Annotated in this window: 9 protein-coding genes; 3 read left to right on the top strand and 6 right to left on the bottom strand. The window is 71.7% G+C overall.

Going from position 1 to position 14705, the window contains the following annotated elements:
- Positions 1 to 29: 29 nt before the first annotated feature.
- The 5 genes from ACFQ9K_RS11620 to ACFQ9K_RS11600 form a co-directional block, all read right to left on the bottom strand.
- On the bottom strand, positions 30 to 1355 hold the full coding sequence (locus ACFQ9K_RS11620; RefSeq protein WP_378721836.1) for a S1 family peptidase: 1326 nt from the start codon (positions 1353 to 1355) through the stop codon (positions 30 to 32).
- A 76-nt stretch (positions 1356 to 1431) separates the two neighbouring features.
- Positions 1432 to 2790: a S1 family peptidase gene (locus ACFQ9K_RS11615; RefSeq protein WP_378721837.1), complete on the bottom strand. Its 1359-nt coding sequence runs from the start codon at positions 2788 to 2790 to the stop codon at positions 1432 to 1434.
- A 166-nt stretch (positions 2791 to 2956) separates the two neighbouring features.
- On the bottom strand, positions 2957 to 4054 hold the full coding sequence (locus ACFQ9K_RS11610; RefSeq protein WP_378721838.1) for a hypothetical protein: 1098 nt from the start codon (positions 4052 to 4054) through the stop codon (positions 2957 to 2959).
- A 46-nt stretch (positions 4055 to 4100) separates the two neighbouring features.
- Complete coding sequence (locus ACFQ9K_RS11605; protein ID WP_378721839.1) at positions 4101 to 6710, bottom strand: LuxR C-terminal-related transcriptional regulator; 2610 nt, start codon at positions 6708 to 6710, stop codon at positions 4101 to 4103.
- The gene (locus tag ACFQ9K_RS11600) at positions 6703 to 8415 is read right to left on the bottom strand and encodes an Hsp70 family protein (RefSeq protein WP_378721840.1); all 1713 of its coding nucleotides are present in this window, start codon (positions 8413 to 8415) and stop codon (positions 6703 to 6705) included. The genes ACFQ9K_RS11605 and ACFQ9K_RS11600 overlap by 8 nt, the downstream gene beginning before the upstream one ends.
- A gap of 293 nt (positions 8416 to 8708) precedes the next feature.
- On the opposite strand from ACFQ9K_RS11600, the gene ACFQ9K_RS11595 reads away from it, so the two are divergent.
- The 3 genes from ACFQ9K_RS11595 to ACFQ9K_RS11585 are packed head-to-tail and all read left to right on the top strand — an operon-like array spanning position 8709 to position 14126.
- Positions 8709 to 10670 carry an IniB N-terminal domain-containing protein gene (locus ACFQ9K_RS11595; RefSeq protein WP_378721842.1) on the top strand — a complete coding sequence of 654 codons (1962 nt, stop codon included), beginning with the start codon at positions 8709 to 8711 and terminating at the stop codon, positions 10668 to 10670.
- 55 nt (positions 10671 to 10725) lie between these two features.
- Complete coding sequence (locus ACFQ9K_RS11590; protein WP_378721861.1) at positions 10726 to 12591, top strand: dynamin family protein; 1866 nt, start codon at positions 10726 to 10728, stop codon at positions 12589 to 12591.
- Complete coding sequence (locus tag ACFQ9K_RS11585) at positions 12588 to 14126, top strand: dynamin family protein (protein WP_378721843.1); 1539 nt, start codon at positions 12588 to 12590, stop codon at positions 14124 to 14126. The genes ACFQ9K_RS11590 and ACFQ9K_RS11585 overlap by 4 nt, the downstream gene beginning before the upstream one ends.
- 6 nt (positions 14127 to 14132) lie before the next feature.
- On the opposite strand, the gene ACFQ9K_RS11580 is transcribed toward ACFQ9K_RS11585, so the two are convergent.
- The gene (locus ACFQ9K_RS11580) at positions 14133 to 14699 is read right to left on the bottom strand and encodes a TetR/AcrR family transcriptional regulator (RefSeq protein ID WP_378721844.1); all 567 of its coding nucleotides are present in this window, start codon (positions 14697 to 14699) and stop codon (positions 14133 to 14135) included.
- Between the last annotated feature and the right edge of the window lie 6 nt (positions 14700 to 14705).

The raw sequence follows: 14705 nt of genomic DNA, 5'->3' as shown, positions 1-14705 counted from the left end.
AATGCGGCCGGCCTGCTCGACTGGTGGAACTAGTTGGTGCGAATCTTCAGCCCCGGGTTGTCCGAGAGCACCACGCTCACCGGCTGTGCGAACAGCTGCGGCGCGTTGCCGGTCAGGGCACCGATCAGGTTGGGGATCTCGCAGATCGGGTAGTCGGCCACCGACGACGCGCTGGAGATGCCGAGGGCGAGCCGGCCGGTGACGATCGGGCCGCCGCTGTCGCCGGGCAGCGCGCAGATGTTGGCCGAGAAGGCCTGGGTGAGCTCACGCTCGCCGACCTGCACGGTCTGGTCGACCGCGTTCACCACGCCGCAGCTGAAGCCGGTCCGCGAACCCGACTTGCACACCGGTGCGCCGACGACCGGAGTCGCGACGCCCTCGATGCGCACCGACGCGGCGCCGGGCACCCGGACCTCGTTGTTGCTGAACCGATCCCGCGCCTGGTCGGCGATCCGGACGATCGAGTAGTCCTGTGCGCCGAGCACCGACTTCTCGAATCGGCCGAGCTCGTTGCCGAGGCGGTCGCCGTTGAGCTCGTGGATCCGCGCGGCGTTGTCGTTGCCCGCGGACGGGATGTCCGGGTTGCAGTGGCCCGCAGTGACATTGACGATGTTGCCGTTGCGGTCGGTGCCGTTGAAGCCGAGCGAGCAGCGCAGCGACATGCGGCCCGCGACCGAGGCGTAACCGTCGCCGCCGGCGAGCACGCCGTTGGCGGCGCCGGCGATCTCGGTGGCCTGCAACGTGCCCTGCTCACCGGCCACCGGCGGGGCCATCACGATGACCCTGGCCGGGTCGACGAAGTTCGGCATCGGCAAGCCGGGCTTGTCCACCCGGACCGCGATGCTGTTGTTGACCGTATCGATCACGACGCCACGCACCAGGGCCGACACCGCCTCGGGCTGCCCGTCGAGCCAGCGCTGGAACGCGGTCTTCTCCCCGCGCAGCGCCGACTCGCTCTTGGCCACGTTGCGGACCTCGAAACCGGCTGACTCCGCGGCCTTTCGGGCCTCGTCGGCGCCCGGGCCCTGAGCCAGCGCGACGACCGCCTTGCCGTTGTCGTCGAGCCACGAGCCGCCGAACACCGCCGGGAACTGCCGCTGCGCGGTGGTGGCGAACGCGGCGACCTGCTGGGCCACGTCGGCGCGATGCAGGTACTCCTCCGGCGAGATCTTCAGATCGCGGGCGAGCGCGGTCACCAGTTCGGCGGGCAGGCTCGGGGCCGGATCGGGTTGCGCCGTCGCTACTGCCGCTGTGGGTCCGAACAGCAGTATCGCCGCCGAAGCGGCGATCGCTGATTTTCGGACCAGGGTCTGTCGCGCAGCTGATCGGAGAGGACCTATACGTGGCAGGAGCATGCCCAGACTATATGGGCTGGAGCCCGGGATGCCTACTTATAACGAGCACTGATTTGACGGCACTGTTCAACGCGCCTCACCCGGCGTTGGGCCGGGTGCGTACCGCGATGCCGCTGCCGACTCCGCCACCGGCGGACGCGTCGATATCGGCGAGGATCGGCCGGATCGGAATGCCCAGGCTGGCCGTGCCGCCGTACTGCGCCAACGCGATGTTCGCCTCGTTGCAATCCGGCGCCTCGGCCGCGTTGGAACCGCTGGTGATGCCGAGCGCGAGGGTGCCGGACACGATCGCGCCGCCGCTGTCGCCGCCGAGGGTGCAGGCCGAGCTGGCGAAGCCGCGCACGGTCTTGCTGACGCCCTCCGCGGTGTAGAGCTGGGTCTCGACCCGATCGGCGACCACGAAGCCACAGGTGAAGGTGGACGACTGCCCCGACTTGCACACCGGCGCACCGGTGATCGGGTCGGCGGTACCGGTGATGGCGATCGTGGTGCCGTTGGCCCCGCGCACCGTCGGCTGATCCATGCCCGCGCGCACCGCACGCTCGTTCAGCTTGATCACCGAGTAGTCCAGCGCGCTCTGGCCGCCGAGCTTGGCCTGGACGAACGAGCCGAGCTCCGGGCTGTTCGGGATGTCCTTGACGTTGGGGAAGTAGACGGTGGCGTCCTGGTTGCCCTTGTCGATGTTCGGATCGCAGTGGCCCGCACTGATATTCAGCGCGTTGCCCGCCGCGTCGACGCTGTTGAAGCCGAACGAGCAGACGTCGACGCCCTTGAGCGCGGCGTCGTGCAGCGGGATCGGGGCACTGATGTAGGTGTCGCCGCCCATCGGCCTGCGCTCGATCGCGCCGCCGCTGCCGGGGGAGAGGATGACCTTGATGTTGGCGATCAGGGTCGGCAGGTTCAGCAGGTGCCCCGCGGGGGTGTTGGCGACGCTGAGCACCAGCTGGCTGTTGAGGAAGTCGATGGCGACCGAGTTGATCGCGGTGGAGATCTCCTTGGGCAGGCTGGTGATCCACTGATTCAGCTGCATCAGCGAGCCCTCCAGGCCGTCCGCGGACACCGGGGCGAGCCGGGTCTGGTAGCCGTCGGACGCGGCGATCTTGGCCGCGTCGAGCGAGGTGACCGCGACGACGGGCTTGCCGTCGGTGCCGATCCACGCGCCGGCGAAGGCCTCCGGGCGTTCCGAGCGGAAGTCGCGGGCGTAGTCGCGCAGTTGCTGGGCGCGAGCCGCACGGTCCAGGTACTCCGTCGGGGTCATCTTCAGATCACGCGCGATCGCCTGCACCAGTTCCTGCGGCAGGGCGTCGGCGTTCAACTGGATAGGTGTCGCCGGTGCCGCCGCGGCGGTGGTCGTGCAGAGCAAGGGTGCGAGGAAAACGGTCGAAGCGAGGGCGACAGCTTTGACCGTGGCGCTGCGCGCCACCAACTTGCGCATGAAATCCCTTCGTTGGCACGCACGTGCCAGCTCAATCCGCGGCAACGGGCCTGGAATCCGTTGGCTCACAGTCGTCCTCCAGCAACAAACCGGGCGCCTGCAATTCATCCGACAACACCGGTCAGCGCATCACTTTAAGGCACAAACCGGGGAAGGTCTCTACTAATCACCGACTGCCCGGTATCTGCAGGCCAGGGATCGTCGGAATCTGCGGAAGGGGGTTGTACGGCGTCGTGGTGGTAGGCCGCGGGCGCGTGGTGCTCGGCGGCGTCGTCGGCGGCTCCGTGGTCGGCGGAGGGGGCGGCGGCTCGGTGGTCGGTGGCGGCGGTGGCGGCGTTGTCGTGGTCTCCGGCGCCTCGGTGGTCGGCGGCGTGGACGGGACCGTCGGGAAGTTGATCGGCGGGGCCGGCGGGGTCGGGCTCACCGTGACCTGATCGGATTTGGCGTCGCGCATCGGCGGCACCGGCGTCTGGCCGTCGTCGCGGAACAGCACGGCCACCGCGAAGCCGCCGAGCACGAGTCCGATCAGGGCGGCGGCGCCGATCAGCAGCGGGAGCTGTTTGCGGTCCTTGGCCGGTTCGGCCGTGCGCGCAGGTGCGTCCGGAACCGCGGTCGCTTCCGTGGGTACCGGCTCGGCCATCGGGATGGCCGCCGAATACGCCTGCGGTGTCGGCTCGGACGCGGGCACGGCCGGGATGACGACGGTGTCCACGGTCGAGTTCTCGGCGTGCGTCGGGTCCGGCGGGGTGCTGCCCGCCGGTGTGGAGAGCACCGCCGCCAGGGCCGCGCGGGCGGCGTCATAGGCGAACGTGCTGCCCGGTTCGCCGGTCTCGGCGCTCGGCAAGTCGGCCTCGCTGACCAGCAGCACCGACCGCAGCCCCAGGTAGTCCAGCGCGTCGCGCAGCGCCTGGATGTATTCACGCGGCCAATCACCGGGGTGGGTCGCGTAGAACTCGGCCGGGCCGTTGAGGTGGTCCGCGGTCAGGTTGATCAGGCAGAACAGTGCGGTCGCGACCAGGTCTTCGGCCCGGTAGGCCTCGCCGTCGTCGACCGAGATGCCCGCCGGATCGCCGACCGCCAGCGCGAAGCCGGTGATGGCGTGCGCGTTCTCGTCCGGCGGCGGTCCGCCGAGCGTGGCATCACCGTCGTCGGACATGTAGAGCAGCGACTCGCGGACGATGAACAACGGTTCCTCGTCGCCGTCGGTGACGACCGCCGCCGTGCACTCGTCCTCGGCGATGCGTAGGCCCACCCCTGTGGCCATCCTCAGTACCTCGCTTCGGCTTCCCGGCGTACGAATCCGTACTCTGTCACACCAGCAGAGAGCCGTGTCCCATGGCGCGGAGCATCGACAATAACTCCGATCGGGACCGTGCACCGATCCGCCGCCTGATCCGGGCGACATGATGCTCCACCGTCTTGGCGGAAATGTACAGGCGAGCGCCGATCTCCCGGTAGGTCAGCCCGAGTAGCACCAGTTCGGCGACCTCGCGTTCGCGTTCGCTGAGGATCGCCGCCTGCTCGCCGACCGCCGGATCGGGGGTGGGCCGGGCGCCCGGCTGCGGCGATGGCGTGGCCGGCGGCAGGATCGGATCCTGCGGTTTGGCGTCCGCGCGGACCGTGCGGGCCAGCTTGAGCAGCGCGGTCGCGGTCGCCGAGTCGGCCGCGGCGAGGGCGGCCTCGCTGGCCAGCCGGGCGGCGTCCCAGGTCATGCCGATCTCGCTCAGGCCGGCCACGGCCGCCTCGACGGGCGCGGCCGACACCTCGCCGCGCAGCACCAGTACCCAGGTGCGGCCCGCGTCGGCGAGCACGGCCGCGTGCCGATCGCCCGCCTCGGCCGCGGCCTTGAGCGGGCGGGCGTGCGGGAGCAGTTCCTGCGGGCTCTCGTGCAGGATCGCGGCCTGCACGCCGTACCAGTGGAAGGCGTTCGCCCAGGCGGGCGGGTCGTCCAGCCGGCGCAGCAGCGCCTGTGCCGCCTCGACCAGCGGCGCGATCCGGCCCTCGTCCCGCAATCGGATTCCGGCCAGCCACAATTCGCCGATCGGGAGCAGCGCGAGCAGGTCGGCCTCGACGTCGTCGAACATCAGGTGGGCCGCCTGCCAGGCCCGGGACAACGCGGCGTGGTCGCCGGTGCGCCTGGCCAGGCCGACCGCGACGCCGTGGGCGAGCAGGCGGTCGCGGACGTCGAGCGAGTCGTGGTCGAGCGCGGCGACCGTCGCGGCGGCGGTGCGTTCATCGCCGCCGAGCATGGCCGCCCAGGCCGCCAGCACCTGGAGTTGATGGCAGCGCAGGCCGCTGGCGGTGGCCCGGCGCAGCGCGTCGCCGGCCCGGCGGGGCTCGCCGGTGCCGAGGCAGAGCAGGGTCGCGATGGATACCGCGGTGCAGGGCAGGAAGCGGTCGACACCGGAGTCGGCGTGCGCGGCCTGCACGAGCGCGGAGACCGACGAGGCGGTGCCGTTCGTGGACCGTGTTGGCGTGGTGGGGTTTCCGTGTGCGGCCTCGCGACCGTTGAGCGAACCGGTCAGCGCGGTGGCGATCAGCCGGGCGTGCGCGTTGGCCTCGGTCGGCGGCCACTGCGTTGCCGATTCGGATATCTCCGCGGCCCCGGGCAGGTCGCCGGCCAGCGCGAGGACCGTCGCGCCGATGGCCCAGTCCGCGCCGACGCGTTGCGCGCCCAGCCACGAATACAGTTGGGCCGCACGGGCAACCAGCCCGCGCCGGGTCAGTGCCGCGGCGCAGATCCGCACCGCGTCGGCGAGTTCGGCGCTGGAGACACCCGAACGGGCCAGTACCGGCTCGGCCAGCCGCATGGCGGTTTCGCCGTCGCCGTTGCGCCCGGCCGCCTCGGCCCAGCGCAGCGCGATGAGATCGGGGTCGGCGCCGGTAGCCGCGGCGGCCGCGTAGTAGCGCACCGCCTCGCGGCCCGCCTTTTCCGCGGCGGCGGAGAGGAATTCGGCCAGCCGCGGGTCGCGGACGCCGGATTCGGCGAGCAGCAGCGCGGTGTGATCGCGCAGCAGGCCCGCGTCCAGGCGCGCGCCGAGCAACTTGCGCTGGACCGCGACGAACCGGCGGTCGCCGAGCAGCGTGCGCAGCGGTCCGACGGCCGGGGTGAGCAGCAGATCGGCGTCGGTGACCAGGGCGCTGGCCCTGGCCCGATCGATGAGGTGCTGTGCGGCAACGGGTTCCACGCCGAGCACCTCGGTGAGCTCGCTGGCGTCCAGGCCGGCGCCGGTGGTGGCGACGACCAGGGTTTCCAGCAGGTCCGGTGCGAGGTTGTCCAGCAGCGAACGGGCCCAGGCGGCGACGGCCGCGTCAACCGCGCCGATTCCTGCGTCGAGCCGGGCCGAGCAGGCGGCGGTCAGCGCGGCGACCACGCCGCCGCGGATGCCGTCGGTCTGCCGGTGGATGTGCTGGGACACCTGGCGCGGCACCATCATGCCGAGTTCCCTGGCGAACGGGGCGATGTCGGCCACGCCGAGCGCGCGCAACTCGACCACCCGGCCGCGCCGGGCGACCGTGTCGGCCAGCGCGCGCAGCCGGTGGTCGTGCGGGCGCGGCTGGGTCGCGACCACGACCGTGCGCTGCCCGGATTCGACGGTCGCGCAAAGGTATTCGAGCTCGGCCTGATTCAACGTGTGGGCGTTGTCCACGATCAGCGCCGGCAGTTCGGTGGGTGGCGCGACGCGGGTGCCGAACCCGTTGGTGGCGCCGTTGCCGGTGTGCGCGGTCGCCACGGTCAGGGTGTCCTGCATCGGGATGCCACGGGTGCGCAGGCGATTGCGGATCTCGTTGAGCAGGGTGGATTTACCGGTCTGGGAGCGGCCGCGAATCAGATAGACGATCGGTTCCTGGTCGGCGGAGTCCAGTTCCCGGAGGATTTCGCGGGCCGACGGCAGGGTGTCGAACGCGATGTCAGCCACCGTTTCCTCCGAGGATCTGGCCGGGCGCGCGCAGCACGGTGCCGACGGTGTTGCCGACGGTATCGATCGGGTCCTTCAAAGTGCCGGTCGGCAGGCTCGGGGCCTGCGGCGGCGTCGGCGGCGCGGGGTAGTTGCCCGGTGCCGGGGCCGGCGCGGGGGTGGGCCCGGGCGCCGGCGCGGGCTGCGGGGCCGGTTGCGGCGCACCGGGTTCCGCGGGCGGCGCGGCGGGCTGGCCCGCGGGCTGGCTGTTCACCACGGCCACCGTCGTCGCGGCGGGGGAACCGGGTTGGCCCGCTTCGATTTTCGGGCGTCCGGCGGCCGAGGTGGCCGGATCTGTGGCGGCGGCAGGCAGATTGGGGTCACCGGTCTGCTCGCCGGTGGTCGCGGCGATCTCCGCCGCGCGGGCCGGGGACGAGTGTTCGGTCGAGGCCGGGTTCGGGCCGGGCTGGGCGCCCGTGCCGATCGCCACGGTGCCGGTGGCCAGCAAGCCGATGACGACCGCGGCGCCCGCGACGATGGCGGCGCGCTGCCTGCCGCTGAACCGCGGCTTGCGCGCGGGGTCGCCGCTCGGCAGCGCCGAGATCGCCACCGAGGGAAGTTCTTTGGTCGCCGGCTCGAGCGACGCGGGAGGCGCGATCGGCGTCCGCACCGAGGCCAGGTCCGCGGCCAGCACGGCGGCGCCGCGGGCGCTGGTTTCGGCCGGGTCGGGAGCCGCCACCACCGGCAGGCCGAACTCGGTCGAGATCAGCTCGGCGACCAGTGGAATCGCGCCGCCGCCACCGGTGAGCAGTACCCGGCCGATATCGCCGATGTCGAGCCCGGCCCGGTGCACGGCGTCGCGGATCAGTTCGATCGAGGTCAGCAGCGGGCCGCGCAGCAGGTCTTCCAGTTCGCCGCGGACCAGCCGGACGTTGCCGCTGTGCGTGTCCGCCGGATTCAACCGCACCGGGACGACGGTGGCCGTATTTATCGACAGCTCTTCTTTGGCCGTTCGGCACTGCTCGCGCAATGCCGCCAATTTCTGCTCGACAACCGGGTCGAACGGGTCGAAATCATTTGCCAGTACGGCGTTTGCCAGGACGTAGCGCATGGTCAGCAGATCGAATTCGGCACCGGCGATGTCCGTGGTCCGCAGCGGTGTGCCGAGCACGCCCGCGTGATCGCCGGTGCGCACCACCGAGACCGTGAGGCCGGTGGCGCCGAGGTCGTAGACGATCACCGCGCCGTCGCCGAGCGGGCCGTGCGCGGATTCGAGCCAGCGGACCGCGGCGGTCGGCTCGGGCACCAGGGTCACCTCGCGCAGGCCCGCGCGATCGAGCGCCGCGCGCTGGATGTCGACGGTGTGCCGGGGCCACCACGCCGGATGGCAGGCGACCGTCGAACCGGGTTCCCCGGCCCGCGTGCCGATCTCGTCGATCAGGCAGCCGATGGCCGCGGAAACGAGGTCGGCGGCGGAATGTGCGCTGCCGTCCTCGGCGAGCATGTCCACCGGATCGCCGACCCTGGCCAGAAATCCCTCCAGCAGCACGTCGCTGGAATGCCGTCCGCCGGCCCTGGCGGAGGCGCCGAGGGCGGGCGGCGCGTCGGCCGCGAGGCGTAGCACGCTGGGCTGGGTGACGACGTCGTCGCCGCCGTTCCCCGCTGCCGCCACGGCGACCGAATTCGACGACCCGACAGTGATGCCGAGCGCCAGACGCTCTGTCATTCGAGAACCCCGTTCGAAAACTCTGTGGTCCGATGTCGCTGCTGTGTAGTCCGAGTGCGGAAGGCGGGAGGAGCACGCCGACGCACTCGTTGTTTCGGTTGCTGGCCGTCCGCCGTTACCGCCGCCGGGGAACTTCCGGGGAAATTCCCCTAATGCGCGGGATGCCCCTAAGGGCGGGATCGGGTGAGTTGTGGGGGTCGGCCCCGTTACGCGTAACGAGCGGCGCCCCTAGCGTGAAATGCATTCCAACGATGCGGATCGCGAAGGTCCGCCGGCTCTCAGGAGATTTTCTGATGACACCCAACGCGATTCTCGAGTTCATCCTCAACCTGCTGCGCGATCACGAAGCGGCGGTCGGCTATTGCGCGAATCCGACGCAGGCGCTGGTGGCGGCGGGTTTGCCTGCGGTCACGCCGGAGGACATCGCGGCCGTCGCCCCGATGGTCGCCGAGTCCGCGCTGGTCGCGGGCGGTTCGCAGCTGTCGGCGATCGTCGCCGCCGGCGCCCAGACCGGCGCTGCCGCGGTGATCGGTGCGGCGGGGACCGTCGGTGCCGCCGCGGCGGCCGATGCCGGGCTGAATATCGGTGCTGATCTGGGGGTTGACCTCGGCGCCCAGGTCGGGACGGGTCTCGACGTCAACGCGGGGTTGAACACCGCGATCGACACCGGGCTTCAGGTCGGCGCGGATATCGGGGCCGGGCTTTCCGCCGGGCTCGGCACGGTGGCCGACATCGGCGCGAATCTGTCGGCGGCGGTCGGCGGCGCGCTCGGTGTGGCGGGGCAGGCGGTAACCGGCATCGGTGCCGCTGTGCAGGGTGCCGTGGATGCCGGAGCACATGCCGGGACGGGGCTCGAAACGAGTATCGGCGGCGCCCTCGGGACGGTCGGGCAGGCCACAGCCGGGATCTCCACCGGGCTCGATGCCGCGCTCGGCGCGGGCACGCAGGTGGGCGCCGACGTCTCCACCGGGCTGCAGGGTGCGTTGCATGCGGTGACGGGTGCGACCACCGGCCTCGACGCGGCAGTCGGCGCGGGTGCCGATCTCGGTGCCGGTGTGACCGCCGGTCTGAACGCCACCGGGGCGCAGCTGGCCGGTGGCTTGACCTCCGGGCTGAACGGTCTCGCTCAGGGTGCGGCCGATCTGAACGCCGACCTCTCCGCGGGGCTCGGCGGCGGACTGTCCACCAGCGTTGGCGCCGTAGGTAATTCGGCGGCGCAGGCCACGGCGGGTCTGGAAACCGGACTCGGTGCGGCGATCGGCGCGGGCACCGGCGTCGGCGGCGGATTGTCCTCGGCGCTGGATGGCGCGGTGAATACGGGCGTGCAGGTCGGGTCGGGTCTGGAGACCGGGCTGTCGGGTACCGCGGGTGCTGCCCTCGGCGCGGGTGCGCAGGTGGGTGCCGATCTGGGCACCGGGCTCAGTTCGACCGTGGATGGTTCGATCAACGCTGGGGCGCAGGTGGGTTCGGGCCTGGAGACCGGGTTGTCCACGGGTCTCGGTGGTGCCCTCGATGCGGGTTCGCACGCGGTGACCGGGCTGGAGACGGGCCTGTCCACGGGGATCGGGGCGGCGGCGGACGCCGGCGCCGGTCTCGGTGGTGGACTTTCCGCCGGGCTCGACGGTGCGGCCGGGATCGGGGCGCAGGTCGGGACCGGTCTCGGTGGTGGCCTCGACGCGGGTGGTCACGCGGCCACCGGCCTGGAGACCGGGTTGTCGACCGGGATCGATGCGGCTACGGGTCTCGGTGGTGATCTGTCCACCGGAGTCGGTGGTGCCGTGGATGCCGGTGCGGGACTTGGTGGTTCGCTCGGCGGCGTTACCCACGGCGCGGTCGACACCGGCGCGGGTCTCGGTGGTTCGCTCGGTGGGACGACGCACGGCGCGGTCGATACCGCTGCGGGTCTCGGTGGTTCGCTCGGTGGCACCACGCACGGCGCGGTCGATACCGCTGCGGGACTTGGTGGTTCGCTCGGTGGGACGACGCATGGTGCGGTCGATGCCGCTGCGGGTCTCGGTGGTTCGGTGGGTGGCACCACGCACGGCGCGGTGGATACCGGTGCCGGGCTGAGCGGCGAGGTCGGTTCGACCGCGAATGCCTGGTCGTCGCTGGATGTTTCGAACGCGTTCGGGTCGGGGCTGGACAGCACCGCCGGGGTGCACGGCGACTCGGGCCTGTTCGGCGATGCGCACGCGGGCACGGATCTGGCCGGCAGCGCCGGCGCGGATCTCACCGGCGACGCGATGCTGCACTGATCGCGCCGCCGCCGCACTGACAATGCCCGCTCCACTGGAAGAGGTCGACACCGCGATGGGGACGCCCGCACCGAACGCCACGCCACCGGCGGTACCGCTGCTGTCGGTACTCGGCGAAACCATCGCGGCGGCGCGCGCCGCCGGCCGCAACGATCTGGTCGGCCGGCTCGAGGTAGCCGCCGACCGGGTGCGGGATCCGCGGCGGCGCATTGTCATTGCGGGGCAACTGGATCAGGGCAAGAGCCGGTTCGTCAACGCGCTGCTGAACCTCGAGCTCTGCCCGGTGGGCGACGATGTGACCACCACGGTCACCACGCTGCTCGCCTACGGTCCCGAACCCAAGGCGGAACTGGTGCTGACCGCGCCCGGCGGTGATCAGGGTGGCCCGGAGGCCCGGGTACCGGTGCCGATCGAGGCGATCGGCTCGATCACCGCGCATTCCCCGCTGGCGCAGGGGCGGCGGATTCTGCGGCTGGAGATCCAGGTGCCCAACGCCTTGCTGGCCGATGGCATCGTGCTGGTCGACACCCCCGGCGTCGGCGGGCACGGAAGTTCGTACGCGGCAAGCGTGCTGACCATGGTGCCCGCCGCCGACGCGGTACTGGTGCTCTCCGACGCGTCCACCGAGCTCACCGAGCCGGAGCTCGCGTTCCTGCGCCAGGTGCGCGAATTGTGCCCCACCGTAGCGCTGCTCATCACCAAGACCGACCTGTACCCACATTGGCGTCAGGTATTCGAGGCCGATCAGCGCCACCTGACCACGGCGGGCATGGACGTGCCGATGATCGCGGTCTCCGCGTTGCTGCGCAGCCACGCTCTGCGCCTGCAAGACCAGCAGCTCGGCCTGGAGTCGGGCTTCGGCTTGCTCTACCAGTTCCTGCGCGACCAGGTGGTCGCCCGTGATCAGCTGGCCACGCGCAGCGCGGTGGCCCGTGACATCCGTTCCGTCGCCGAACATCTCGCGCTCGCGCTGGGCAGCGAACTGGTCGCGGTGCGCGATCCGGCCCGTGGCGCGGCCGCGGTGCGCGAACTCCAGTCCGCGCGGACCTCGGCCGAAGAACTGCATCGCCGCACCGCCGCTTGGCAGCAGACCCTCGCCGACGGCATCACCGACCTGGCCGGGGACGTCGACCACGATCTGCGAGATCGGTTGCGCGGCATCGCCAGAACCACCGAGGAGTGGATCGACGAGCACGATCCGGGCCGGCACTGGGACAGCATCGCCGAATACCTCACCGGCACCATCGATACCGCGATCGGGGACAACCTGCTGTGGACCCATTCGCGCGCGCTGCAGCTCGCGAAGCGGGTCGCGGAACACTTCACCGAGGTCGGCACCGCCGATCTGCCGGACGTGCGGTCCGACGCCGCCGTCGCGGGCAGCCACGTCGGCGCGGGCACCCTGGCCGACCTGGAGCCCGACATCGGTTTCGGCAGCAAGCTGCTGGTCGGCATGCGCGGCTCCTACGGTGGCGTGCTGATGGTCGGCCTGGCCAGCACCTTCGCCGGGCTCGCGCTGCTCAATCCGATCTCGATCGGCGCCGGACTGGTGGTGGGCGGCAAGGCTTTCCGGGACGACAAGCAGGCCAGGCTGGCGCGGCGGCGCAGCGAGGCGAAGGTCGCCGTCCGCCGGTTCGTCGACGATGTGGCGTTCCAGACCGGCAAGGAATCCAAGGATCGGCTGCATCGCATCCATCGGGCGCTGCGCGATCACTACGCCGGGGTGGCGGAGCGGAGCCTGCGCTCGATCGACGACTCGCTGCGGGCCGCGCAGGAGGCCGCGACCATGGCCAACGCGCGCCGGGCCGAGCGCGGCGCGGTGCTGGAGCGGCAGCTGCACGTGGTCGCCGAGCTGGGACGATACGCCGAAGCCATGCAGGCCGCGCTGCCGAGCGCGCCCGCCGGTACGGTTGCCCCGTGAATCGAGAGGTCGGCGCGGCGCCGGGGATTGTGGCCGAGGCACATCGGCTGGTCGGCGCGGCGCGGGCGGCGCTGGCGAGCGAGCCGCGGCCGCGGGCACTGCTGGCCGACTGCGCGGGTCGATTGGATCAGCCGTTGCGCATCGCGCTCGCCGGATCGTTGAAGGCCGGTAAGTCGACGCTGTTGAATTCCCTTGTCGGACAGGACATCGCACCGACCGACGCGACCGAGTGTACCCGGGTGGTCACCTGGTATCGCTACGGATCCACGCCGAGCGTGACCGCGCACGCGGGCGACGGCGCTCGCGCGAACGTGGTGGTGCGCCGCGGCGGCGGAACGCACGGGCTGACCTTCGATCTGGAACGACTGAACTGGAACGCCCCCGCGCCGCGCGAGGTCGACCACCTCGAGGTCGAATGGCCCGCCGCCGCGCTGGCCCACACCACGATCATCGATACGCCGGGCACCTCGTCACTGTCGCGCGAGGTGTCGCTGCGCACGGCCAGGCTGCTGACGCCGGGCGCGGAGCAGGCCGAGCAGAACATCGCGGTTCCGGGTGCCGACGCGGTGGTGTACCTGCTGCGCAGGCTCGACGCCGCCGACGTCCGGTTCCTCGAGCGGGTCGGTGCCGGAACCGGTGCGGCACACGGCGTCTCCGGTCCGCTCGGGGTCGTCGGGGTGGTGTCCAGGGCCGACGAGATCGGGGCGGGCCGAATCGACGCCCTGCATTCCGCGCGGGATGTCGCGACCCGGTTCGCCGGGGAGTTGGAGCGAACGGGCCTGTGCCAGGCCGTGATTCCGGTCGCCGGACTGCTCGCCTTCGCCGCGGCCACGTTGCGGCAACAGGAGTACGCGGCATTCGAAGCGCTGGCCGGGGTGCCGGTCGACGAACTGAGCACGGCACTGCTGTCCGCGGACCGCTTCGCGCGGCCCGATGTGGCGTTGCCGGTGGCTCCGGAGCTGCGGGCGCAGCTCGCGGAACGGTTCGGCCTGTTCGGCATTCGGATGGCCGTCACCCTGATCCGGCTGGGTGTGCGCGATTCCGCCACGCTGGCAGCGGAACTGACCGAGCGCAGCGGTGTGGATGAGCTGCGCTCGGTGCTCGACGTCCAATTCGGCCAGCGGGCCGACCAACTCAAGGCGCACTCCGCGCTCACCGCCCTCGCCCGCGTGCTCACCGCCTACCCGGGCAGCGAGGCCGACGCCCTGCTGCCCCGGGTGCGTACCCTGCTCGCCGATGTGCACGGCTTCGCCGAACTGCGCCTGCTCGGTCGCCTCCGCACCGACGAATTGACCTTGCCGCCAAACGATCTCGCCGAGCTGCACCGGCTGATCGGTGGTGCCGGCATCGCTGCGCACCTGCGCCTCGGCCTCCCGGTCGATGCCGCGCCCGCGGTCCAGCGCGACCAGGCGGTGGCCGCGGTGCGCAAATGGCGATCCCGCGCCCGCCATCCACTCGCCGACCAGTTCACCACCACCGCCTGCCTCACGGCGGCCCGCAGCGCGGAAGGCACCCTCGGCCTGCTCCCGGAGTAGGCTGGGCTACGCGGTGATCCGGCGCATCGCCTCGGCCAGCTCCGCGCCGGACGGCGCGTGCTCGGGGTCGACCAGATACTGCGCGGCCAGGCCGGTCAGCAGGGCCTGGTAGAAGGTGCCGAACAGCCGGCCCTGCTCCGGGTCGTCCGCGCCGATGTTCTCGAAGAGCCGGGCCAGTCCGGCGCGCGCCTCGGCCAGGCCGGCCGCGAGCCCCTCCCTGGTCGCGGCATCATGGCCGCCCTGCGCGATGGTGTCGAAGGTGGCCGCCCACAGCCCGCGATGACGGCGTAGCGACTCGATCACCGCCGTCCACTGCGCCGCGAAACGTTCCAGCGGCGTCGAATCCGGTTGCGCCGCATCGCTCAGCGCGCGCTCGAGTTCCACACCCCATTCCCGATTCGCCTCGGCGAGCGCCTCGCTCAGCAGCGCCTCCTTGGACCCGAAGTGGTAGCCGATCGCGGCCATGCTGACCCCGCCGGCGGCGGTGGCGATATCGCGCACGGTGGTGCGGGCGTAGCCCTTCTCGAAGAGGCACTGCCGTGCGCCCGCGAGCAGATCTTCTCGGTTTCCCATGGTCAC

Origin of the sequence: Nocardia sp. NPDC056564 (genome assembly GCF_042793755.1) — a bacterium.
Taxonomy (GTDB): domain Bacteria; phylum Actinomycetota; class Actinomycetes; order Mycobacteriales; family Mycobacteriaceae; genus Nocardia.
The sequence above is the reverse complement of the archived record's forward strand: the minus strand, read 5'-3'. Positions and strand labels throughout refer to the sequence as shown.